The organism is Nocardia sp. NPDC051750 (assembly GCF_044453135.1).
Taxonomy (GTDB): domain Bacteria; phylum Actinomycetota; class Actinomycetes; order Mycobacteriales; family Mycobacteriaceae; genus Nocardia.
Genome location: NZ_JBITCK010000002.1, coordinates 670,160 through 691,984 on the forward strand (window position 1 = coordinate 670,160; position 21,825 = coordinate 691,984).

Annotated in this window: 22 protein-coding genes; 11 read left to right on the forward strand and 11 right to left on the reverse strand. The window is 66.9% G+C overall.

Translation table 11 applies throughout. The features are described 5' to 3' along the window. Positions 1-4: 4 nt before the first annotated feature. Genes allB through ACIA75_RS10425 form a run of 5 tightly spaced genes read right to left on the reverse strand, consistent with a single transcriptional unit; the run spans position 5 to position 5,017 of the window. A complete protein-coding gene (allB, locus tag ACIA75_RS10405; RefSeq protein ID WP_397102202.1) occupies positions 5-1,381 on the reverse strand; it encodes an allantoinase AllB in 1,377 nt (458 codons plus the stop codon). A 22-nt stretch (positions 1,382-1,403) separates the two neighbouring features. Continuing rightward, on the reverse strand, positions 1,404-2,459 hold the full coding sequence (locus ACIA75_RS10410) for an ABC transporter substrate-binding protein (RefSeq protein ID WP_397102204.1): 1,056 nt from the start codon (positions 2,457-2,459) through the stop codon (positions 1,404-1,406). A gap of 43 nt (positions 2,460-2,502) precedes the next feature. Then, positions 2,503-3,312, reverse strand: coding sequence for an ABC transporter permease (locus ACIA75_RS10415; RefSeq protein ID WP_397102206.1), 810 nt, complete (start codon positions 3,310-3,312; stop codon positions 2,503-2,505). Then, positions 3,309-4,211: an ABC transporter permease gene (locus ACIA75_RS10420; RefSeq protein ID WP_397102208.1), complete on the reverse strand. Its 903-nt coding sequence runs from the start codon at positions 4,209-4,211 to the stop codon at positions 3,309-3,311. The genes ACIA75_RS10415 and ACIA75_RS10420 overlap by 4 nt, the downstream gene beginning before the upstream one ends. After that, positions 4,208-5,017, reverse strand: a complete 810-nt coding sequence (locus ACIA75_RS10425; RefSeq protein ID WP_397102210.1) for an ABC transporter ATP-binding protein — start codon at positions 5,015-5,017, stop codon at positions 4,208-4,210. Before ACIA75_RS10425 ends, ACIA75_RS10420 begins: the two co-directional genes overlap by 4 nt. 443 nt (positions 5,018-5,460) lie before the next feature. On the opposite strand from ACIA75_RS10425, the gene ACIA75_RS10430 reads away from it, so the two are divergent. Together ACIA75_RS10430 and ACIA75_RS10435 are read left to right on the forward strand one after the other, a co-directional pair. Then, positions 5,461-5,619, forward strand: a complete 159-nt coding sequence (locus tag ACIA75_RS10430; protein ID WP_397102212.1) for a hypothetical protein — start codon at positions 5,461-5,463, stop codon at positions 5,617-5,619. Positions 5,620-5,622: 3 nt separating this feature from the next. Further along, a complete protein-coding gene (locus ACIA75_RS10435; RefSeq protein WP_397102214.1) occupies positions 5,623-6,690 on the forward strand; it encodes a winged helix DNA-binding domain-containing protein in 1,068 nt (355 codons plus the stop codon). Positions 6,691-6,693: 3 nt separating this feature from the next. Here the strand turns inward: ACIA75_RS10435 and ACIA75_RS10440 are convergent, their stop codons facing one another. Next, entirely contained in the window at positions 6,694-7,845 is a 1,152-nt protein-coding gene (locus ACIA75_RS10440; RefSeq protein ID WP_397102216.1) for a transcription termination factor Rho, short form, read from the reverse strand. A 577-nt stretch (positions 7,846-8,422) separates the two neighbouring features. On the opposite strand from ACIA75_RS10440, the gene ACIA75_RS10445 reads away from it, so the two are divergent. Further along, the gene (locus ACIA75_RS10445) at positions 8,423-9,001 is read left to right on the forward strand and encodes a dihydrofolate reductase family protein (RefSeq protein WP_397102218.1); all 579 of its coding nucleotides are present in this window, start codon (positions 8,423-8,425) and stop codon (positions 8,999-9,001) included. A gap of 79 nt (positions 9,002-9,080) precedes the next feature. Here ACIA75_RS10445 and ACIA75_RS10450 read toward each other — a convergent pair whose 3' ends face one another. Both ACIA75_RS10450 and ACIA75_RS10455 read right to left on the reverse strand, forming a co-directional pair. After that, entirely contained in the window at positions 9,081-9,896 is an 816-nt protein-coding gene (locus ACIA75_RS10450; protein WP_397102220.1) for a class I SAM-dependent methyltransferase, read from the reverse strand. 121 nt (positions 9,897-10,017) lie between these two features. Next, positions 10,018-10,491, reverse strand: a complete 474-nt coding sequence (locus ACIA75_RS10455) for an NUDIX domain-containing protein (protein ID WP_397102222.1) — start codon at positions 10,489-10,491, stop codon at positions 10,018-10,020. 850 nt (positions 10,492-11,341) lie between these two features. Here ACIA75_RS10455 and ACIA75_RS10460 point away from each other — a divergent pair. The 3 genes from ACIA75_RS10460 (at position 11,342) to ACIA75_RS10470 (ending at position 14,836) form a co-directional block, all read left to right on the forward strand. Beyond that, positions 11,342-11,962, forward strand: coding sequence for a TetR/AcrR family transcriptional regulator (locus ACIA75_RS10460; protein ID WP_397102224.1), 621 nt, complete (start codon positions 11,342-11,344; stop codon positions 11,960-11,962). Positions 11,963-12,141: 179 nt separating this feature from the next. After that, entirely contained in the window at positions 12,142-13,359 is a 1,218-nt protein-coding gene (locus tag ACIA75_RS10465) for a PucR family transcriptional regulator (RefSeq protein WP_397102228.1), read from the forward strand. A gap of 103 nt (positions 13,360-13,462) precedes the next feature. Then, entirely contained in the window at positions 13,463-14,836 is a 1,374-nt protein-coding gene (locus tag ACIA75_RS10470; protein WP_397103441.1) for an ABC1 kinase family protein, read from the forward strand. A gap of 62 nt (positions 14,837-14,898) precedes the next feature. Here the strand turns inward: ACIA75_RS10470 and ACIA75_RS10475 are convergent, their stop codons facing one another. Further along, on the reverse strand, positions 14,899-15,666 hold the full coding sequence (locus tag ACIA75_RS10475; protein WP_397102230.1) for an IclR family transcriptional regulator: 768 nt from the start codon (positions 15,664-15,666) through the stop codon (positions 14,899-14,901). Positions 15,667-15,823: 157 nt separating this feature from the next. On the opposite strand from ACIA75_RS10475, the gene ACIA75_RS10480 reads away from it, so the two are divergent. Beyond that, positions 15,824-16,447 (forward strand): DUF4203 domain-containing protein, encoded by a 624-nt coding sequence (locus ACIA75_RS10480; protein ID WP_397102232.1) that lies wholly within the window; start codon positions 15,824-15,826, stop codon positions 16,445-16,447. A 61-nt stretch (positions 16,448-16,508) separates the two neighbouring features. On the opposite strand, the gene ACIA75_RS10485 is transcribed toward ACIA75_RS10480, so the two are convergent. Next, on the reverse strand, positions 16,509-17,336 hold the full coding sequence (locus ACIA75_RS10485) for an SDR family NAD(P)-dependent oxidoreductase (protein WP_397102234.1): 828 nt from the start codon (positions 17,334-17,336) through the stop codon (positions 16,509-16,511). A gap of 223 nt (positions 17,337-17,559) precedes the next feature. Between ACIA75_RS10485 and ACIA75_RS10490 the strand changes: the two genes are divergently transcribed. The 3 genes from ACIA75_RS10490 to dmpG all read left to right on the forward strand — a co-directional run bounded on the left by ACIA75_RS10490 (position 17,560) and on the right by dmpG (position 20,508). Next, positions 17,560-18,423 (forward strand): 2-keto-4-pentenoate hydratase, encoded by an 864-nt coding sequence (locus ACIA75_RS10490; RefSeq protein WP_397102236.1) that lies wholly within the window; start codon positions 17,560-17,562, stop codon positions 18,421-18,423. Then, complete coding sequence (locus ACIA75_RS10495) at positions 18,420-19,382, forward strand: acetaldehyde dehydrogenase (acetylating) (protein ID WP_397102238.1); 963 nt, start codon at positions 18,420-18,422, stop codon at positions 19,380-19,382. The genes ACIA75_RS10490 and ACIA75_RS10495 overlap by 4 nt, the downstream gene beginning before the upstream one ends. Positions 19,383-19,461: 79 nt before the next feature. After that, a complete protein-coding gene (gene dmpG / locus ACIA75_RS10500) occupies positions 19,462-20,508 on the forward strand; it encodes a 4-hydroxy-2-oxovalerate aldolase (protein WP_397102240.1) in 1,047 nt (348 codons plus the stop codon). 197 nt (positions 20,509-20,705) lie between these two features. On the opposite strand, the gene ACIA75_RS10505 is transcribed toward dmpG, so the two are convergent. After that, complete coding sequence (locus tag ACIA75_RS10505) at positions 20,706-21,284, reverse strand: TetR family transcriptional regulator (protein WP_397102242.1); 579 nt, start codon at positions 21,282-21,284, stop codon at positions 20,706-20,708. Between the two features lie 130 nt (positions 21,285-21,414). On the opposite strand from ACIA75_RS10505, the gene ACIA75_RS10510 reads away from it, so the two are divergent. Further along, complete coding sequence (locus ACIA75_RS10510; protein ID WP_397102244.1) at positions 21,415-21,738, forward strand: hypothetical protein; 324 nt, start codon at positions 21,415-21,417, stop codon at positions 21,736-21,738. Positions 21,739-21,825: the final 87 nt, after the last annotated feature.

Here is a 21,825-nt window from a genome sequence, read left to right on the forward strand (position 1 = left end):
GTCATCAGCGTGCGACAGCGGCCGGTTCGCGTACCGGAAGGACCTGCCTGCCCGTCGGTTCCCCGATGATTTCACCCTTCTCGTACACGAGCCGCCCACGAACATAGGTCGCGACCACGGACCCGGTGAGCGGCCACCCGTGATACGGCGTGACAGTGTGTTTCGAATGCAGCGAGGCGGCATCGAGGGTGGATTCGGCGGTCGGATCGACGAGCACGAAATCGGCGTCGTAACCCGCGGCGATCTGCCCCTTCCCGGCGATCGACCACCGCTGTGCGGGCCGGTAGGCGCACAGCCGCACGATATCTTCCACGGTCAGTTTTCCCTGAGCCGCGGCAGTGAGCAGGAGCGGCAGCATGGTCTCCACACCGATGAAGCCGCCGTAAGCCTGCCAGACATCGGTTTCGGCCTGTTCGTCCGCGGTGTGCGGCGCATGGTCGGTGGCGATGATATCGACATCGCCGCGGGCGATCCCGGCCCACAGGGCGTCCACGTCGGCGGCGGGCCGGATCGGTGGATTGAGTTTCACGAGATTGCCGTGGGTGTCGTAGGCGGTGTCGTCGAGGAACAGGTGCGCGACAAGGGTTTCGATCGTGACCCGGTGTCCCTGAGCGCGCAGATCCATCACCCGCCGCAGGCCCGCTGCGGTCGACAGATGGTGGATATGGAGTTTCGCACCGGCCTCGGTGGCCATGGTGACGATGCGGGTCACGGCCTCGACCTCGACGAAGGCCGGTCGGCCCTCCAGATGCGCCCGCGGGTCTTTGCGGCCGGAGTCGCGTAACCGGTCGCCGAACATCCGCAGCAGGTGGTCGTTCTCGGCGTGCACCCCGACCACCAGATCGGCCGCGGCGGCCGCCTCGAGTCCGCGGAAGATCGCCGCGTCGTTCGGGCAGCGGTTGTCGCCGGTGGTCTGGCCCATGAAGAGTTTGAAACCCATGGCGCCCAGTTCGGCCATCCCGGCGATCTCGCCGTCGTTGTCGTGGTCGATCATGCCGTAGAGCCCGAAATCGACATAGGCCTTGTTCCGGACCAGTTCCAGCTTCTGCCGGTACCGCTCGGCGGTGGCGACCGGGGGTTTGGTGTTGGGCATATCGACGACCGTCGTCACGCCGCCCGCGGCGGCCGCCCGGGTTCCGCTGGCGAAATCCTCCTTCTCGGTCATCCCGGGTTCGCGCAGGTGGACGTGCATATCGACGAGGCCCGGCAGAACCATCAAGCCGGTGGCATCGACCGCCGGGATACCCTCGGTGGCGAGACCGTCACCGACGGCGAGTATCCGTCCGTCCCGTACGGCGATGTCCTGGTGGCGGCGTCCGTCGTGGGAGACCACGGTGGCACCGGTGACGACGAAATCCGGCGCGGTGGTGAATGCGGGCATGAGCGGGCCTTTCGGAGGGGGTTCAGGCGAGGGCGAGGTCGGGGTTCTCGGCGAAGACTTCGCGGATCGGTCCGAGGTCGAACAGGTCGTCCACGGTGAGGTTCAGTCCGCCTGCCGCGATCGCCTCGATATTCGCGGCGGCGGTGTCGTCGGAGATCGCGACGATCTGCTGCCGGTCCTCGCCGTTACGGATGAGTTCGTTACCGGCGAGACAGCAGTCGAGGGTGGCCGCGCGGTCGAGTTCGAGCGTTCTGCCGTAGTCGTCGACGGTGATATCGGTGGCCAGGCGCGGGTCGGCGAGAACATCCTTCCAGCCGCGGATCTCGGCCTTCAGGAAGGCTTTGATCTTGTCCCGGTTGTTGTCCAGATTGTCCTGCGTGGTGATGTAGGTCTGGCCCACCAGCGGGAAACCCATATCCGCCAGCAGGGTGGTGTGGATATCGAAGCCCTTGTGGCGCAGATCCACGGGCTGGCTGTTGATGAATCCGAGGTAACCGTCGATCTCGCCGGCGGTCATGCCGATCGGGTCGCCCTGGACGGGGACGGTGTTGATCCGGGATTCGTCCAGTTCCAGAGCGGCCATGAAGTTACGCCACACGGGTTCGCTGGACGACGCGCAGCCGATCGTTTTGCCGTAGAGGTCCTGTGGACCGTTGATCGGTTTCGCCGCCATCGACATGATGCATCCCGCATATCGCTGATACACCGCACCGATGATCTTCAGCGGCGCTCCTTTGGCGACTGCCGATCCCACAATCGGCACCTGGGAAACGCCGGCGAATGTGCGACTGAGCACATCGGATTCGATGGGCGGTGCGGTCGGCCCGCCCGCGACGAGATCCGCCCCGGTGAAACCGGCGTCGAGATAGTAGCCGTTGCGGTCGGCGAAATAGCTCCCCGCGAACTGAGTGTTCTTGATCCAGGCCAGCCGCTGAGAGGCAACGCCGAATCCGCCCCCCGAGTCGGTGGTCGCGCCACCCGAGACACAGGCGCTCAGGGCGGCCGAGCCGGCCAGCGCGAGGCCACCGGCCGCGAGGCTGCGGGTCAGGAACCTGCGGCGATCGAATTGTGCAGACATGGGTGCTCCGATGATCGTTGGTGCGTGGGTGGAACGGGTGCGCTCAGCGAGGAGCGCTCATCCGGGCGGCGACGAGATCCTCGGCAACGGCGACGACTTGATAGATCACGACGCAGACGACGGTGAGTACGACCACCGATGCCCACAGCCGGTCGAACTGGAATTCGTTGGCGGCGCGCAGCATCTGCCCGCCGAGGCCCTCTCCGGTCGCCAGCCATTCGGCCAGCAGCGCGCCGACGACCGAGGTCGTCACCGCGACCCGGGCCGCGGCGAACCAGGTCGGCACGGCGTGCGGAAGCGCGACTTTGCGGAAGATCTGCCAGGTGGAGCCGCCGAACGCGGTGAGCATGTCGAGATCGGCCCGGGGTGCGGCACGGATTCCGTGCAGCATGGTGAGCAGTGCCGGCACGACGACGACCACGGCGCCGATCACCGCGGTGGCGAGAGCGCCGCGGCCGAAGATGAGCACCAGGATCGGTGCGACGGTCACCATCGGGATCGCGTGCACGGCGGTCACCGTCGGCGTGAACATGGACTCGACGGTTCGCGAGAAATAGAACAGGAGTGAAACCGCCGCCGCCAGCGCGAGCCCGAGGAGGTACCCGTAGGCGGCATCGGCCAGGGTGCGCAGCAGGTCGGAGATGATCGCGGAGCGATTGGCCGCGGCCTCCGGGGCGGAGAACAGGTAGGTGACCACATCGCCCGGTGACTTCGCGACGAACGGACTGACCTCGACCACCCGGAGGAATATCGTCCAGACGGTCACGATGGCGGCCACCGCGCCGGTCAGGGTGACCACTGTCCGGACCGCGCTCCGGGTCACGGGATGCCCTGTCAGGGTCGCGTTACTCATACCCGGGCCTCCGATTCGGTAGCGGCGGCCCAGGGGGTGGCGAAGCGCTGCACGGCCCCGACGGCGAGGAAGCAACTGCCCGCCAGCACACTGCACACCAGCGTGATCCCCCAGGTGCGGACGACCTCACTCGACTGCTGTGCGACCACCAGTGCGGCGCCCAATCCGCGCTCCTGCCCCATGAATTCGCCGATGATCGTGCCGAGCAGCGCCGCCGGAACCGCGATTTTCAAGGACGTGACGATATCGGGCAGGGCATACAGCAACTGGACCTTGCGCAGCACGAGAAATCTGCCGCCGCCGTAGGCGCGTACCAGATCCTCGCTGACGGGGTCGGCGTGCCGTAGTCCGTTGATCGTGCCGACCAACGTGGTGAAGAAAACGGAGACGGCCGCCATGATCGCCGAGGTCACCGGTCCGTTGAAACATGCCGCGAGGATGGGGGCGATGGCGATCAACGGGACACAGGCCGAGGCGATACCGATCTGGAGGACCAGCTTCTCCACCACCGGCACGGTGAGTACCAGCGCCGCGCAACCGATCGCGGCCAGATTGCCCCAGAAGAAACCCGCGGCCGCCGACGCGAGGGTGACCGGGAGATGCAGGCCGTAGAAGTCGGCACCGTCGGAGATCAGCCCTCCGGCGATATCGACCGGAGCCGCGATGGCCGGGCCCAGTACTCCCGTAGCGCCGATCAACTGCCAGGCGGCGAGGACTATCAGTGATCCGCCGACCGGCAGGTATCTCCTGCTGCCTCTACCGAGCATGCGCGAGGCCCCTGTGTGGCTACGCTTCGCTGCCGCCTCCGGGCCCGACTCGCTCATGCTGTGTCCATCGAGCATGAGCGAGGGCCCTGCGTGGTTACGCTTCGCTGCCGCCTCCGGGCCTGACTCGCTCATGCTCGCACCTCTGCAGTGGCCGGGATGATTTCGCCGGAGCCGAACAGGACAGCGGAGAGCAGATCGACGTATTCGTGGAAAGTGCTGGTGCGCATCATTTCCGGGGTGCGGGGCCGGGGCAGGTCGATCTCGACCACCTTCTGGACACGGCCCGGACGGGGGCTCATCACCACCACCGTGTCCGAGAGGAATACCGCCTCCGAGATACCGTGCGTGACCATCAGCGTTGTCGCCGGGCGTTCGGTCCAGATGCGCAGTAGTTCGATATTCAGGTTCTGCCGGGTCATATCGTCGAGTGCGCCGAACGGTTCGTCCAGTAACAGGACCCGTGGTCGCACGACGAGCGCCCGGGCGATAGCCACCCGTTGCCGCATGCCACCGGACAATTGCGCCGGCCGGGCGTTCTCGAACCCGGTGAGGCCGACAAGATCGATCAGTTCCTGAATGGCGGCTTCGTCCACTGGCTTCTTGGAAACCTCCAGGGGCAGCCTGATATTCGTGCGGACCGAGCGCCACGGCAGCAGCGCCGCATCCTGGAACGCGATACCGAGATGGTCGTGCCTGCGCATATCCCGCGGCGTTTCACCGTGGACCAGCGCCGTGCCGGCCGTCTGCGGTTCCAGCCCGGCCAGGATGCGCAGCACGGTGCTCTTACCGCAACCCGAGGGGCCGAGGAGGGTGACGAATTCTCCTTCGCCGGACTGGATGTCCACACCGTCGAGGGCGGTGACCTCGCGGCGCCGGCCGACCTTGAATTTCTTGGTGAGACCACCGATATGGATTCCGGGTGCGGTAGGCGAGACCATACGTTCTCCTCGTGTGAAGCCCTCCGGACTTGTATCCGAGTTTGGATCCAAGCTCGTATCCAAAAGCTACGAGGCGTTCGTTTCGTCCCCATGAATCACGGGCACGAGTGGATTACGTTCCGCTCACCGCGTCCGTCGCGACCCGCGGCCGGGGTCGGCGCCGAAGCGTGTCCGGCCGGACGTGGATCAGGCGCCCATCCCGCCGGCGAACGGCTGCGCTCGCCATTGCTCGACGGCGGGTTTCAGGTACTCGGCCAGCGCCGCAAGTTGCGGTGTGAGGGCAAGGGTGGCGATGGCCCGCAGCGGCGGGCCGGGCGGTCGTCGGCGGCAGCGGTGCCGGTGGATTTGCCGCCGGAGATAGGGCGCATAATAGAGGCCGGAAACTGGCCGCTTCTCCTGCGAATGTTGCTTATACCGACCACCGAGCCGAATCGGGAGCAACCTTGTCCCTCGCCACCACAACCCGCCTGAATATCCGCGGCCACGCTCGTGCGGCGCTGGAGTTCTACGAGTCCGTGTTCGGCACCGTGACCGGTCCGGCGGACGGCCGCGACCGTCCCGACTGTGTCCGGATCATCCGCCGAGCAAGTGCGGTGGTGTGACCTGTGACCGTGCTGGATGCCCGTGCGCTCAACCGGGCGACGCTCGCCCGGCAGTTACTGCTCGAACGGGCCGATTTGCCGGTGTTCGACGCTGTCGCGCACCTGTGCGGAATGCAGGCACAGGAACCACAGGAACCGTTCGTCGGGCTCTGGTCACGGCTCCGCGGCTTCGCCCCGGCTGCCCTCGACGATCTGATGACCACCCGGCGGGTGGTGCGGACCCACCTGATGCGCCGCACGGTTCACCTCGTCACCGCCGACGACGTACTGGCATGGCGGGCGCGGCACGGCGCCATGCTGCGCCAACGGGTACTCGGCGTCTACCGCCGCGAGCTCGACGGTGTGGATCTCGACGAACTCGCGGCCGCGGCCCGGGCGGTGCTGGCAGACGAACAACCCCGCACGATGCCCGAACTCGGGCGGACGCTCGCCGCGCAATGGCCGGCCGCCGGCCCGCGGGCACTGGGCGAGGTGGTGATGGCGGCCCTGGTCCCGATGGTGCAGCTACCACCGCGCGGGCTGTGGCGCCGGAATGCGGGCGCGCGCACGGTGCCCCTGTCCTCGTGGCTGGGTCGCGAGATCGACCCACCTGCCCCCGCCGGCTCGGATCCCGTCGGCGAAGCACTGATCGTTCGCTATCTGGCCGCATTCGGCCCCGCCACGGTGGCGGATCTGCGCGCCTGGTGCGGGCTCGCCGGACTCCCCGCTGCAGTGGCCGCGATCCGCGAGAGACTGATCACCTACCGCGACGAACACGGCCGCGAACTACTCGACCTCCCGGACGCGCCTCGCCCCGACCCCGATACACCCGCCCCCGTCCGGTTCCTGCCCGCCTTCGACAACGCGATCCTCGGGTACCACGACCGCGGCCGGATCATCGACCACGCCCACCGTGGCCTGTCGGTCGCCGGTGAGCGTGTCGTGCTGGTCGACGGCCGGGTCGCCGCGACGTGGACCGTCGATGCCGGTACCGTGCGCGTCAGTCCACTGCGTCGCCTGTCCCGAGCCGAGCGCACCGAGGTTGGCGAACAGGGCCGCGAGCTGACGCTGTTCCTCTCCGGATGCCCGTGAAGGTCAGCCGGCGGTGCGGATCTGGGTCAGGAATTCGGTGTTGGTCTCGGTCTGCCCGAGACCGGTCAGCAGCAGTTCGAGCGCTTGCCGGGGGTCGCGGCCCGCGAGGGTCTTTCGCAGTGATTGCGTGGCGGTGCGCTCATCAGGGGTGAGGAGCAGGTCTTCTTTGCGGGTGCTCGATCGGTCGATATCGATGGCGGGGAAGAGGCGGCGGTCGGCGGCGTGCCGGTCCAGCTTCAGTTCGGCGTTGCCGGTGCCCTTGTATTCCTCGAAGATCACGGTGTCGGCGAGTGAGCCGGTCTCGACCAGGGCGCTGGCGATGATGGTGAGCGAGCCGCCGTTCTCGATATTGCGGGCGGCGCCGAGGAATTTCTTCGGCGGTGCGAGGGCCGCGGCGTCGACCCCGCCGGACAGGATGCGGCCGGACCCGGCGGCGGCCAGGTTGTATGCGCGGGCCAGCCGGGTCAGCGAATCGAGGAGCACCACCACGTCGCGGCCCATTTCGACGAGACGTTTGGCGTGTTCGATGGCCAGTTCGGCGAGCGCGATATGGTCGCGGGCCGGCTGGTCGAAGGTCGCGGCGGCGACCTCGGCCGGTACCGCGCGGGACAGATCGGTCACCTCTTCGGGACGTTCCCCGACCAGCACCAGCATCAGCTGGCATTCGGGATGATTCTTGGCGATACCGTGCGCAATGGATTGCAGCACAGAGGTTTTGCCCGCCTTGGGCGGGGCGACCACCATGGCGCGCTGGCCCTTGCCGATCGGCATCACCAGATCGGTGACGCGTGTGGTCAGCTCATGCGGTTCGGTTTCGAGCCGCAAGCGGTCCTGCGGGTAGATGGGGACCAGGTCGGCGAAGTGCGGTCGCGACTTCGCGTTTCCGGGCGGTAGGCCGTTGATGCTGTCGACCCGGACGAGTGGCGGCAGTTTCGCGCTGTCACGTTTGGGTCCGACTGTCCCGGTGAGGGTATCGCCGCGCCGGAGTCCGTACTCGCGGATCAGTCGTGGCGGCACATGAGCGTCGCGCGGTCCGGGTAGGTAGCCGTCGACGCGCAGCGAGCCATGGTTGTCGGTGATATCGAGGATGCCCGCGACCGATGTCCGGCCGTCCTCGGACGAATGATCGTGTCTGTGAATAGTATTGTCCTGCATGATATTTCTCCTGAAGGGTGATTGCGGAACCGGCTCGGTGCCGTGAAAGTCGCATACGACTCTCGCCGCATGCGGCGGCGACGTGGGCGTTACTGCGGATGAAATCCGTCCGGCACCGGACACTGTCGGAGTCGCGGCGGTCGAATACCGAAGTAACGAATGCGGAGCCTTGTGGGAGGGAGTAATCCACCTACGTCCACAAGATGAAGACCGCACCTACAGTAACGGCAGCCCGTACAACACGCAACAGTGCCGAGTTGTTCCCCAGGTCGCGGCGGGCCACGACCTCGGGCGCGGCGCTGACGCCTCGGGCCGCCCGCGTGGAGCTACGTCGGCTTACCGGTCGCTGCGGGCGTCAAGGCCGGTCGCGGGATGACGGGCGCTATCGGGACGAAACGCGGAGGACCGGGCGGCCCGCTGATGTGGCTTCGAATACACTGCTCGGGCTCCCGCAGCCCGGACGCGAAGCAAGGTATAGCCCGGCGCGCCGGTGACATCGTCTCGCTGGACGATGAGTTCCGCACCCGAAACCGGTCTCAATCCGCGTACCCGTTCGACCGCACCCGAGGAGAACGCAATGACCACGACCTATACCTTCGACGTCTTCTCCAGCCTCGACGGCTACGGCGCGGCGAGCGGCGACTGGACCGGTTACTGGGGGAAACAAGGCCCGGAGCTGCTCGACCACCGCCTCGCCTTGTACGCGGAGGACCAGCGAATGATCTTCGGGGCGAACACATACCGACTGTTCACGGAGATGCTCGCCGCGAGCAGCGAGGATTCCGAGGTGCGCGACCCATGGGTCACCCGGATGCGGAACCTGCCGGCCACGGTCGTATCGACCACCCTCGAGGGGCCCCTCGACTGGCCGGACGCGACCGTCGCGAGCGGCGACGCCGTCGACGTTGTCGCCCGGCTCAAAGAGGAGTCCGAAGTACCGCTCCGCTCACACGGCAGCCTGTCGATGAACCGGGCCCTGATGGCGGCGGGCCTGGTCGACCGCGTCCAGGTCACGCTCTTCCCGGTGATCACCGGCCGGACCGGACTGGACCCGATCTTCCAGGGTGCCGAGGATTTCGACCTCGAACTGATCGAAAGCCGGACGCTCGACGGCAATATCCAGGAACTCAGCTACCGGCCCACGCTGCACACCTGAGTACACATCGCCCGAGGTGCGGGTACGCCCTTTCGCTCGGGAAGCCCGCCGGCTGATTCACCTGTGCCAGGGAGAGCTCTCAGAACCGGAACCGGACGATGCGGGTGGACCGCGTCATACCCGGTAGCAGGTTCAAGAGCCGGAATATGCGGCGGGCGTTCGCGGGCGCCTTGGCCATCAGCACCGGTGAGTCGTTCATCGGTGCCTCGTCCACGTATTCGAGTCGCGGGTGCCACTCGGCCAGTGCGGCCGGATCGTCGAATCCGCAGTGGAACTGCGTATCGTATTTGCGCAGCGTAGGGTCCCATTTCGAGGTGCGCCACGCCCAGACCGCCACCGTGTCGAACTGCAACTGGCCGCCGGGGAAGGCGTCGACGATGTCGGTCAGCAGCCGCCGGAGGCCGGCCTCGGTCAGGTAGGGCACCAGTCCTTCGGCGATCATCAGGACCGGCCGGCCGCGGGGAATTCGGTCCAGCCAGGTCAGGTCGGTGACGCTGGAGCCGATCAGGGTGTAGTGCTCTCGCGGGGGCAGGAATCGGTGCCGTAGTTCGATGGTGGAGGGGTAGTCCAGGTCGAACCAGTCGACGGTGGCAGGCGGGTCGATCCGGTACACGCGGGCGTCGAGGCCGCAGCCCAGATGCAGCACCACGGCGCCGGGGTGATCGGCGAGGAAGCTCCGCGCCCAGTCGTCGTGCGCCTTGGCGCGCACCACGGCGGGAAGGCCCAGCTGGTTGGCGCCGAATCTGCGCTTGTCGTAGCCGGGGTCCAGGCGGTGCATCGTCTGCTCGGCGTATTCGTCGCCGAGGATCGGGTCCGGCAGCCGGTTGTCCAGCGCCTTGGCCCGGAGAACGGGGCTGAGGGTTTTCTGCACTCCGACAAGTTCGGTGTCCGGCACGCCGCCGACGCTACTCCAGGAGTTTCCCGATGTCTCTCGGTGCGGAAGGAAGCGGGAGGGGATGGCATCGCCGGGGGCGCACATCGCTCGACGCAGGTCCGGCCGGAACCTGCCCTCCTTATCAACCCAGGTACGGGTCCGGCCGCTGTTCGGTGTGATGTCGTAAACGAAGTCGGACCGTCTCGTGCACCGGGACAGTTTCCAGTTCGGCCGGTGTCAAGAAGCGGACTTGGGTCGATTCCGCACTGACCTCGAGAGAGCCGCCGATCACCCGGCCGTAGAACGTGATGTTGAATTCCTGCCTGACCTCGCCGTCCGCGTAGGCGATCACGTGTTGCGGATCGGTGTAGATACCCAGGAGCCCGGTTATTTCGATATCGAGCCCGGTCTCCTCCTTGGTTTCCCGGACCACGCACTGCTCCAGGGTTTCCCCGATCTCCATGACCCCTCCGGGAAACGACCAATTCCCGGAGTCGCTGCGCCGTTGCATCAGAACTGCGTCGCTGGCATCGACGACGAGGGCCGAGCCTCCGGGAACCAAGTTGTTCGGCTCGGGCGCTTCGCTATCACGGTAGTAGTCACGCCGTGATGCCATCGGAACCTACCTCGTGCAAGTGCGGTGTCACTGCGCCCCATATCTGTTCGGCTTGGTCTTCGTACGATGCGAGATGCCTTGTGGCGACAGCTTTCTGAGATGCAGAGCCGGGTGCTGGTATCCACGGGCGCGGACCAAGTACGGAGTTACGATCATCTGATCATCGAATCTGAACACCGAGTTGTACAAGTGTGTTGTATGCAACCCGATTCGGCATCCTGGAGTTGTGGCCAGCGGGCCGAGCATGCTGAGGGCGTTTCGGATGCGGCCCGGCAACGTCCTTTGCATCTGTTCGAGTGCATCCCGTTCGGCTACGTGCGGGCACTCGGGATCGGCAAAGGCAAGCCGCCCTCGTCGTCGCGGTTGTGATCGATGCGCGGCCGGCAGTGGTGGGCGGTTGTCCCTGAACTCGACCCGGCCCGGATACACCTCGCGGCAACCCCACCCGGTCAGTGGCGAATCCCGAAATCGCTCGATGCTTCATTGTGGACGGCAGCGCTCGCCCTCGACGACGCCAACCATCCACACCTGCTCTGCCTATCTCATGCTTCGCCTGGAAATGCCTGTTCCTAACAGGTTCCGACCCTGCTTCGGGTGCTGCTTTGCGCCCATCGGGATTCGAATTCTGGTCAACGCGAGATCCTTCGGATAGAAGGGGTGGTGTGAATCGGAAGGCCACCGCCGCCGCGTATCGGCGTTTTGCGGGGTTCGAGGCTCGGGAGGTCCGGGCGCATGCTCTGGGAAGGTATGCCGCGATGGTAATCGTTCGGCGGTCGCTGCGATCCGGTCCGTGGCAGCCGCCGGACCACTAAAGTGAGCGGAGCTCGGTTTGTGGGGTGAGGAGGGTGCGATGCCTGCGAAGGTGGCCGGTGATCGGCGGCGTCCGACTCAGGAGCGGGCCAAGCTGACCAGGGAACATATCCTGGATACCGCTGCGCGGTTGTTCGGGGAGCGCGGAATCGCGGAGACGTCGACCAATCGGATCGCGGCCGAGGCCGGGCTGAGCATCGGTACCGTTTACCGGTATTTCGCCGATCGCACCGTGATGGTCGAAGAGTTGCTCGGACGGCTGCTGGAGAACATCGAGCGGCGGCTCACACGGCGGGTTTCCGACCTTTCGGGAATGACGATGCACGAGCTGGCCGCGGAAATCCTGACCATGATCACCGAGGAGCTCGTGGCCAATGCGCGGCTGGTGCGCGCCTTGGTGGCGGGTGTGCAGTTCTACAGCAGCGGGCTTCCGGAGTTCGAACCGCGGCTGCGGCTGCTGATCAAGGTGATGATCATCCAGGTGCTCGGCCCGGGGGACGACCGCGAATACGACCTGATGGCGTTCGTGATCATCAACACCGGCTTCGCCGCGGTGTTGCGGGCCTCGGCGCTGGAGGTCGACGCGGAGGAGCGGCAGGAGTCCATAGCGATGACCGCGCGCATGATCGGCGCGTGGATCGAGGCCGAGCGCAAGAAGTGAGCGGTTCTCCACGTTGCGGTCCTCCGGGTCTCGCCCGGAGATCACTTTTCGCACGGTTTCCGCTGGTAGGGGTTCTTTTGGTGAGCGCTCGGCGTATCCGGAAAGCGGAGTAGAAGGTGAGCGGTCGGCCGAATTACCGTTTCGGGGAGTAGCAGATACGCCCGGTAAGGAGGTCGCCTGTGACGACCGAGAGCATGACGTGCACCGCATGCGAGGTTCCGGATCGGCGGTACTCCCCTCAGGAGGTACGCAGGCTGTCCCGGGAACTGGTCGGGGTGCTCAGCAGTTCGGTACCACCGTTCACCGATCTCCCCGCCGACGTCATCTCGGGCGAAGTCGCCCGGGCGGTCCGGGTCTGCCTGGGGTGGGCGGTTCGCCGCCTGGACGGTGACCGGCTGCCCGACCGTGTCGATCCGCTGTACGTCGCGGCGGCCGGGTGGGCGCGGGCGGGTATCCCGATCGAGACCGTGCTGCATGCCCTGCACCAGGGCTTCAAGGCCGGCCTGCATATGCTGTTCGCCCGCGCGAACCCGGCGGGCAGCGAGTCGATCGTCACCGGCGCCGCGACCACACTGGAATTGCTCGACCTGATCACGGCCGCCATCGGCAAAGCGTATGTCCACGAGGACAAAGCGCTGGCCGAGGAACACCACACCGCCGTGCACGTCCTGACCTCGGCGCTGCTCAGCGGCCGTGCCACCGCCAAAGTGGCCCGCCAATGCGGGATCCGGATCGCGAGCGACTATTACGTCCTCGCGGTCGCGCTACCGCCGCATACCGAGGAAAAGCGGGCGGGCCGTGATCCGCGTTTCGTCGCCGTCCGGAAGTTGCGTCGCGTGCAGGCCGCGCTGGCCACCGAACTTCGCGGGAATGCCCTGTCGTTACTGTCCGTCGACGGCGGCACCGTGCTGGTGCCCGCGACGCTGTGCGCCGAACCGGAACTCGACGATATCGTGGCGCGGCTGGCCGAGGCGGCCGAGGTGCCGATCACCGCGACGGTGCTGTGCGCGCGCACCGACGATATCGCCGTATCGGCGAATCATGTGCACGAATTCCTCGACACGGTGAAACGCGTGGGCCTGGGCCCGGGCCTGCACCGGTTCGCCGAACTGGCGCTGCAACATCAGCTGACCCGGCCCGGGATCGGCCGCGACATCTTGGATGCGCGGCTGCGGCCGCTCGACGCGCACCCCGAGCTGATGGAAACCGTGCGGGTGTATATCGGCACGGACTTCAACCGGCAACGCACCGCGCGCCGGCTGCATATCCATCCGAATACCGTCGACTATCGGATGCGCCGGATCGGGCAGCTGACCGGGCTCGATCTCTCGCAGGCGGCGGGGCTGTGGTATCTGCGCTCGGCTCTGGTCGTCAGTTCGAGTCGTCTGTCCGGATAGTGACGGGGCTGTTCGGGCGTTCCGCTGACTGGCGCCGGCCCGGCTGCCGAGAATATTCGAGCGCGCGTGTGCGATGCGTGCGCGGTTGGTGGAGGTGTGGATGATGGCGCGACGGGTGCCCACGGGCCGGGTCGTCCGGGGTGGCCGGCTGGGCCGGCTGGCCGCGGAGCAGGCGGTCCGGGGGCTCGGGACCCGGCTGTCGATGATCGGCCGGACCGACGAGGCGCGGCGGGTACTCGCCGAACGATCCACACTGCAGGCGGCGCAGCAACTCGTGACCGTGCTGGGCGGGATGAAGGGCGCCGCCATGAAACTCGGGCAGATGCTGTCGGTTCTCGATCTCGACCTGGTCCCGGAATCGCATCGCGAGCTTTTCCGGGTGAAACTGGGGGAACTCCGGGATCGCGCCCCGAGCGTTCCCTTCACCGAGATGCGCAGAACGATCGAAGACGAGATCGGGCCGTTGGCACGGATTTTCGCCGATTTCGACGAGAATCCGATCGCCGCGGCGTCGATCGGCCAGGTCTACCGGGCGAAACTCCGGGACGGCCGGATGGTCGCCGTGAAAGTGCAATACCCCGGGGTGGCCGAGGCTATCGCCGCCGATATGCGCAACCTGGAATTCTTCAGCAGCTTGTGGAAATCCGTGCTGCCCAGCGCGGCCGACGCCGGGGTGCTGGACGAGATCGCCCGCAATCTCGATTCCGAACTCGATTATCTGCGGGAAGCCCGGACCCAGCACTTGATCGCCGCCCGGTACCGCGGCCATCCGTTCATCACGGTGCCGGACAGCATCGGGGAATACTGTGCGCCGCGCGTTCTCGTGACCGAACTCGTGGAAGGACGGCCCTTCGAGCAGCTGCGGGAGCTGCCGGACGCGGATCGTGCCCACATCGGAGAGCTCGTCTACCGCTTCTATGTGAGTTCGCTGTTCTTCGACAACGAATTCTGCGGTGACCCGCACCCCGGCAATATCCTGCTCGCCGCCGACGGTCGCGTTGCTTTCGTCGATTTCGGGCTCTACAAGTACATGGACCCGGCTCATGTCGATCTGGAGCGCGCCTGTTTGCGCGCGGCGGGTGAATACCGCGCCGAGGATCTGTACGAATCCTGGGTCGGTCGCGGCATCGTCGATCCGGGCTCGGGGGTGAGCCCGCGGGAATGCCTGGAATATGTCTGGTCCGCGGCCGGCTGGCATCTGCTCGACGAGGAGATCACCATCACCCCCGCACTGGCGACCGGTGCGCTGGTACTCGCCGTGGACCCCCGGGCCGCGCAATTCCGTGGAATGCGCAGTCAGTACCTACCGCCCGAGCACGTTTTCTCCAGGCGAGCGGACCTGTTCACCTTGGCCGCGCTGGGTCAGCTGGAGGTGACCGGCAATTGGCACCGGATCGCGCGGGAATGGCTGTATCAGGAGCCGCCGGCCACCGAGATCGGACGCGAGATATCCAGGTGGCAGTGCAGCTTGCGGTAGGTGTGGGCCTACCGGCTGCCCTCGGACGCAGGGCACTCGAGCCACCGTGGCGGCCGGTGTCGTCAGGGACCGGCCTGAGGGCGGCGGGCGAGGATGGAGGCGATGCCCGCGGCGGCTGCCTGGACCGACGACGCGTGGGCTTCGGGCCGGAAGCGGGTGACCGGGCCGGTGACCGAGATCGCGGCGGGCGGTTCGTCGCTGCCGTCGAGGATAGCGGCGGCTACGCAGGCGATGCCGAGGGTTGATTCCTCGTGTTCGTAGGTGACTCCGGTTTCCACGGAGTGGGTCAGTTGCGCCCGCAGCAGGCCCGGCGCGACCACCGTCCGGGGTGTGCGGCGGACGAGGGGGCCGGTGAGGATCCGGTCGATGGTTCCGGGGCCGGAGTGGGCGAGCAGCGCTTTGCCGATCGCGGTGCAGTACAACGGCATTCGGCCGCCGATCCGGGAGGGGGCGCGGGCTTGGCGGTGGCCGCCGATCTTGCTGATGTAGACGACTTCGTCGCCGTCACGGACGCCGAGGTGCACGGTTTCGTGGGTGCGGGTGAACAGGTCCTGCAGGAAGGGGATCGCAACCTCGAGCAGGGTGCGTTCGGTGGCCGCGCGCATGCCGAGTTCGAACAGGCCGCGGCCGAGGCGGTAGCCGTCGGGGGAGGAGCTGAGCAAGCGGGCCGCGACCAGGTCGCGGCTCATCCGGTGCACGGTGGCTTTCGGCAGGCCGGTGCGCCGGGTGAGTTCGGACAGTCCGACGGCCTGATCCTCGACGCCGAACGCCTCCAGGATCAGGAGTGCCCGGCCCAGGACGGACCGGTCGTCGAGTGGTCGTTCCGGCATGGTGCTCTTTCTCTCGGGGTCGGTCCGGTCAGTGGACCATTCTACCGCTGAGCTGCGCCGCGACGGTGTGGCGTGCACCGGGAGTGCGGGCCGGATGGGACTAGGGTGAGGGAGGATCGCCTGTCCCGCTCGTGCTCGGCAGTCGAGAGGAGTGCCCGTGAACGGCATCATCGTTGCGGTGGTCGGTGCGCTGTTGTGCTTCTACGGCATCCGGTCGGTCCACCTGGGGATCCTGGCGATCGGCTTCGGGATCGGCTGGCTGATCGCCGATCTGTTCAACGCCTCGTTCTGGTGGTTGCTGCTGATCGGCCTGATCGGTGCGCTCTCGTCGTGGGTGGTGACCTCGCTGATCTTCCGGTTCGCCTCTTATTTCATCGGTGGTCTCACCGGCGCGATGATCGGCACCAAACTGGCGATGGTGCTCCAGCCCGGCGACAAGAACTGGGCGCTGAGCATGATCGTGGCGCTCGCGGTGTGTGTGGCCGGCGCGTTTCTCGCGGAGAAGTTCCGGGCCCGGGCCCTGCTGTGGCTCACCTCGATCGGCGGTGCCGGCATGGTGCTCAGCGGTGTCGCGCGGCTGAGCGATTCACTGGAGTTCCTGCGCAGCCCGGAAACGGGCTGGCAGCAGATCACCTCGACGCTGGCCTGGGTCGCGCTGTCGGTGCTCGGCTGGATCACCCAGCGCCACCTGTTCGCCGAGAAACTCGGGATTCAGCATCTCGCAGTCGACCGGGATGAGACGGATCAGGGTCAGCGCGACGGCGGTTCGGCCACGAGTTGAGCGGCTCGCGGATCCTGCCTGCCGAGACCTCGAGGTCCGGCAATCGGCAACCCGGCCGCGTTCAGCGGTGTTCGGCGAGTGCGGTGCGTTCCGGATAGACCCCGTGACCGACCTGCAGGTAGGACAGCCGGTCGGCCGCCCGGGTGCTGAACCGCCGGACGAAGTCGTAGACGCGGGCGTCCTTGCCGATGACGACCCGGCCCTTGCCCTTCATGGTCGTATCGACGATCCGGCGGGCGACCTTCTCCGGCTTCCCGGAGAAAGCCTTGGCGACTTTCTCGGGCGCGCCCAGCTGCTGAGAGACCTTGCGCACCAGGTCGGTCCAGACAGAACCCGGGAGCACCGTGGTCACCGTGACGTTCGAGCGGCCGCGCAGGTCCTGCGCAAGTCCGTAGCTGTACAGCGCGAGGGCGGCTTTCGACGCGCCGTACACGGCCGAGCCCGGCACCGGAACGATCGCCGACAGGCTCGAGGTGTTCAGGACGACCCCCGCGGGACGTTCCAGCAGATGCGGGAGGAACGCCCGCGTCATCCACACCGCGCCGAAGAAATTCACCTGCATCAGGGTCTCGATGCGGGTGTCACCGAGGTCTGCGATGGTCCGGAGCTCCTGGGCGATGCCCGCGATATTGAACAGGCCGTCCACCCGGCCATGGGTGGCGAGCACGGTGGCGGGGAACGCGGCCACGGCGTCGCGGTCGGCGATATCGAGGGGATGGGTGGTGAATCGGGTCCGGTCCGAGACCAGCGCGGCGGTGCCGGCCAGCGCCTGTTCGTCGAGATCGGCGCCGGCGACGATCGCGCCGCGATCGATCAACTCCAGCGTCACGCAGCGCCCGATTCCGTTTCCGGCTCCGGTGACGACGAAGACATTTCCCGCGACCTGCATACCGATCTCCTGTTCGAACTGCCGTACCGGGCGCTCAACGTATCAGGTGCTGTATCGGGCACTTGTCGTCGCGAGTGGGCCGTCGCGCGGATCGGGCAGCCGGACGACCGGAGGTTTCGGCGGCGCGGGCGAGACCGGCGGTCTTTCCGGCCAGGTGGTCCAGTGAGTGGACCATTTAGCTGTTCAGCTGGGGTGCAGGGGTGTGCACTGGTAGCACCCAACGATGAGGAGAACGGAGGTCGTGGTGGCAACCACTGTCGACAGCACCAGCGCGTCCGGTGTCGACGAGTCCATCGTCGCCCGTGCCGCGCAGCGGCTGATCACCGCCGCGGAGACCCGCATAACCTGTGCGCCCCTGCGCGAGGGGTTGATCGGCCCCGACGATGTCGCCACCGCGTATCGGATCCAGGAGCGGTTCAATGCGGCCCGGGTCAGCCCGGAGGTCACGGTGGTCGGTCGTAAGATCGGCGCCACCTCGCAGGCCGTCCAGCAGCAGCTGGGCGTGGACCAGCCTGATTTCGGGGTGCTCTTCTCCGATATGGCCTATGCCGACGGCGATGTGATCCCGATCGACCGGCTGCTGCAGCCCAAGGCCGAGGCCGAGGTCGCGTTCCTCCTGGGTGCCGACCTCGACGAGGGTCCGCTCGATATCGCCCAGTGCCGGGCGGCCGTGGCCGAGGCGATGGCCGCGCTGGAAATCGTGGACAGCCGGATCACCGACTGGAACATCTCCTTCGCCGATACCGTCGCCGACAATGCCTCGAGCGGGCTGTATGTCCTCGGCAGCGAGCGCCGCACCCTCGACGATTTCGAGCCCATCGACGTCACCATGAGCATGAGCATCGACGGGGAAGAAGTCTCCACCGGTAACGGCGCCGCCTGCCTCGGCGACCCGCTCAACGCCCTGTCCTGGCTCGCGCAGCAGGCCCGCACCTTCGGGGAACCGCTGCGCGCCGGCCAGGTGATCCTCTCCGGCGCGCTCGGTCCGATGCGGCCGCTGCACCCCGGTGCCACCGTCACTGCCGCCATCTCCGGCCTCGGGACGGTTTCGGCTTCCTTCACCACCGCTTCGGAGGTCTCCCAATGAGTGACAACAACACCCGCACCAAGGTCGCGATCATCGGGTCGGGCAATATCGGCACCGATCTGATGATCAAGGTCATGCGGCATTCCCGGTTCCTGGAAATGGGCGCGATGGTCGGTATCGACCCCGAATCCGACGGTCTGGCCCGCGCCGCGCGTCTGAAGGTCCCGACCACCCACGAGGGGGTGGAGGGTCTGATCGCGCTGCCGAATTTCGACGAGATCGAGATCGTCTTCGATGCCACCTCGGCGAAGGCGCACGAGCAGAACCATGCCCGGCTGGCCCCGCTGGGTAAACGCCTGATCGACCTGACTCCCGCGGCGATCGGCCCGTTCGTGGTGCCGCCGGTGAACCTCGAGGAGCACCTCGAGGCGCAGAACGTGAACATGGTGACCTGCGGCGGTCAGGCAACGATCCCGATCGTCGCCGCGGTCTCGCGGGTCGTGCCGGTGCCCTACGCCGAGATCGTCGCGTCCATCGCCTCGAAATCCGCCGGCCCCGGTACCCGCGCCAATATCGACGAATTCACCGAGACCACCGCGCATGCCATCGAATCCGTCGGTGGTGCGGAACGCGGTAAAGCGGTGATCATCCTGAATCCGGCCGAACCGCCGCTGATCATGCGCGATACGGTCTTCTGCCTGGTGAACGCGCCGGACGAGGATTCGCACGATCAGATCAAGGCCTCGGTCGTGAAAATGGTCGACGATGTGGCGGCCTACGTGCCGGGCTACCGGCTCAAGCAGGAAGTACAGATCGACCCGATCCCGCAGGACCAGCCGGTGCACACCCTGCTCGCCAAGGACAACGCCCTGTTCCCGACGCACCGCGTATCGGTGTTCCTCGAGGTCGAGGGCGCGGCCCACTACCTGCCCGCCTACGCCGGCAACCTCGACATCATGACCTCGGCCGGACTGCAGGTCGCCGAGCGGATCGCGCAGAACAGTCAGCAGCCCGCATGAGCGAGTCAGGCCCGGAGGCGGTAGCGAAGCGTAACCACGCAGGGCCCTCGATCATGCCAATAGACAAGGAGAACGGACGATGAGCTCGACGGAATCGGTGACCTCGGTTTTCGTCCAGGATGTGACCCTGCGCGACGGTATGCACGCCATCCGGCACCGCATCACCCCGGAGAACGTGGGCAAGGTCGTGGCCGCGCTCGACGCCGCCGGTGTCGATGCCATCGAGGTCGCGCACGGTGACGGGATCGCCGGCGGTTCGCTGAACTACGGGCCGGGGTCGCACAGCGACTGGACCTGGCTCGAGGCCGCCGCCGCGAATATCAAGAACGCCCGGCTGACCAGCCTCCTGCTGCCCGGTGTCGGCACCGCCGAGGATCTGCGGCGCGCCTGGGGTCTGGGTGTGCGGTCGGTGCGCGTTGCCACGCATTGCACCGAAGCAGATGTCGCCGCCCAGCACATCGCGACCGCCCGCGAGATCGGGATGGACGTCTCGGGCTTCCTGATGATGAGCCATATGGCCGAACCTGCCCAGCTCGCCCAGCAGGCGAAACTCATGGAGAGCTACGGCGCGCACTGTGTGTACGTCACCGACTCCGGTGGCCGCCTCACCATGAACGGTGTCCGCGACCGGATCCTGGCCTACCGCGACGTCCTCGACCCGAAGACCGAACTCGGTATCCACGCGCACGAGAATCTGTCGCTGTCCGTGGCGAACTCGGTGGTGGCGGTCGAGAACGGCGTCACCCGGGTCGATGCCTCTCTCGCCGGACACGGTGCGGGCGCGGGCAATACGCCGATCGAGGCTTTCGTGGCGGTCGCCGATGTGCTCGGCTGGAAGCACGGCTGCGATGTGTTCGCCCTCCAGGACGCCGCCGACGATCTGGTCCGGCCGCTCCAGGATCGGCCGGTCCGGGTGGACCGCGAAACTCTCACCCTCGGCTATGCCGGCGTCTACTCCAGCTTCCTGCGGCACGCGGAAGCGGCGAGCGAACGCTACGGGATCGATGTCCGCACGCTGCTCATGGAGGCGGGCCGCCGCCGGCTGGTGGGTGGTCAGGAGGACATGATCGTCGATATCGCGCTCACCATGGTGGCCGAACGCGAAGCCGAACAGCAGCCGGCCTGACGGGTTACTCGCAGAGGCGCTCCCGCAGCGAGTGGTATCGACCATTCGCTCCGGGAGCGTTGTGCGTTTCAGAGCCCTCATGCGCAGTGGGGCGATGGTGCCCGGAGCCGGGTCGTGGTCGGCACCGCTCGTAGGTGCGCAACATCTGTCTCGCCCGCGCGCGTCCGATCGTATGAAGGCCGACGGCAGGGGTTGATCTACCGGTCGCGGTGCCGGGGTGTGCCGTGGGCGATCTCGTGGACGGCCGGGCGCAGGAGTTCGATGATGCGGTCGGGAGAGGCGTCGCGCACGGCATCCAGACCTAGCAGGTGGCGGCTGATCACGACCCCGATGGTGACTGCACCGATCAAGCCCGCGCGCAGGTCCGCGTCATCCGGGGTCAGGTGCTGGGCCGCCTGCTGTTGGCGTTCGGTCATCGCCGCGCGCACGGTGTCGGCGGTTTCGGTCTGCGTGAGCATGGTGCGGATCGCGGCCAGGGTGGCGGTATCGGGAGTGCCGAGTTTGGCGGCCAGAGCTTCGAGGAGTTGTTCGGCCGCCTGATCCGGGGTCCCGCTGATCGGCGCGTCGGGTTCGGGGACCGAGACCCGTGCGAACAGTTCTTCTTTCGAGCCGAAATATCGCATGACCAGGCTCGGATCGGTCTCTGCCGCGGCGGCGACGGCGCGGATCGTGGTGCGGTCGTAGCCGGATTCGGCGAACAGGAGGGTGGCGGCGCGCAGTATCCGCTCTTGGGTGCGGCGGCGCTGTTCGGCTCGGGTCGGCTGTTGATCGGGCACCTGGCCAGCCTAGGACCGGCCGGTTCGGGTGGTTCCGGTCGCCGTGGGAAATTCGGACAACGAGTGTTGACCGAAACTGGTGAACCTGCTAGTTTCAGACTACGAGCGTTGACCGAAATGAGGTGCTCTGATGTGGCAAACGGTCGTTCTGGCTTTTCTCGCGGGGGTGATGGGCGTGAACGCCTTCCCGCATTTCGCGAAAGGGATGATGGGGGAGGAGTTCCCGAACGTCCTCGGCAATGCGCCGGTGCGTAATGCACTCGCCGGGGCGTTCGGCCTGATCATGGCCGTACTTCTCGGTTATTGGGCCGACCTTCCGGCGCACTGGTGGCCCGGATTCGCGGCTCTCTGCACCGGCGGGATGATCATGACCGTTTTTCACGGTCTGCGTGGTGCTTTCCGGTGGAACGAGTCGCTGGGGAGAGCAAACCCGGTGCCGGCCCCGGTCCGATGAGCGCGACCCTCGGGTACCGGGTGGCGCCCCATTGATCATGGTGTGCCCGGACCCGGAAATACGTTGTCAAAGAAGCCCGGTGTACCC

Bases quoted from the DNA above. Each gene is read 5' to 3' on its own strand.
- allB (WP_397102202.1), bottom strand. From the start codon at position 1,381: ATGCCCGCATTCACCACCGCGCCGGATTTCGTCGTCACCGGTGCCACC.
- ACIA75_RS10410 (WP_397102204.1), bottom strand. From the start codon at position 2,459: ATGTCTGCACAATTCGATCGCCGCAGGTTCCTGACCCGCAGCCTCGCG.
- ACIA75_RS10415 (WP_397102206.1), bottom strand. From the start codon at position 3,312: ATGAGTAACGCGACCCTGACAGGGCATCCCGTGACCCGGAGCGCGGTC.
- ACIA75_RS10420 (WP_397102208.1), bottom strand. From the start codon at position 4,211: ATGAGCGAGTCAGGCCCGGAGGCGGCAGCGAAGCGTAACCACGCAGGG.
- ACIA75_RS10425 (WP_397102210.1), bottom strand. From the start codon at position 5,017: ATGGTCTCGCCTACCGCACCCGGAATCCATATCGGTGGTCTCACCAAG.
- ACIA75_RS10440 (WP_397102216.1), bottom strand. From the start codon at position 7,845: ATGCAGGACAATACTATTCACAGACACGATCATTCGTCCGAGGACGGC.
- ACIA75_RS10445 (WP_397102218.1), top strand. From the start codon at position 8,423: ATGACCACGACCTATACCTTCGACGTCTTCTCCAGCCTCGACGGCTAC.
- ACIA75_RS10455 (WP_397102222.1), bottom strand. From the start codon at position 10,491: ATGGCATCACGGCGTGACTACTACCGTGATAGCGAAGCGCCCGAGCCG.
- ACIA75_RS10460 (WP_397102224.1), top strand. From the start codon at position 11,342: ATGCCTGCGAAGGTGGCCGGTGATCGGCGGCGTCCGACTCAGGAGCGG.
- ACIA75_RS10470 (WP_397103441.1), top strand. From the start codon at position 13,463: ATGGCGCGACGGGTGCCCACGGGCCGGGTCGTCCGGGGTGGCCGGCTG.
- ACIA75_RS10475 (WP_397102230.1), bottom strand. From the start codon at position 15,666: ATGCCGGAACGACCACTCGACGACCGGTCCGTCCTGGGCCGGGCACTC.
- ACIA75_RS10485 (WP_397102234.1), bottom strand. From the start codon at position 17,336: ATGCAGGTCGCGGGAAATGTCTTCGTCGTCACCGGAGCCGGAAACGGA.
- ACIA75_RS10490 (WP_397102236.1), top strand. From the start codon at position 17,560: ATGAGGAGAACGGAGGTCGTGGTGGCAACCACTGTCGACAGCACCAGC.
- ACIA75_RS10495 (WP_397102238.1), top strand. From the start codon at position 18,420: ATGAGTGACAACAACACCCGCACCAAGGTCGCGATCATCGGGTCGGGC.
- dmpG (WP_397102240.1), top strand. From the start codon at position 19,462: ATGAGCTCGACGGAATCGGTGACCTCGGTTTTCGTCCAGGATGTGACC.
- ACIA75_RS10510 (WP_397102244.1), top strand. From the start codon at position 21,415: ATGTGGCAAACGGTCGTTCTGGCTTTTCTCGCGGGGGTGATGGGCGTG.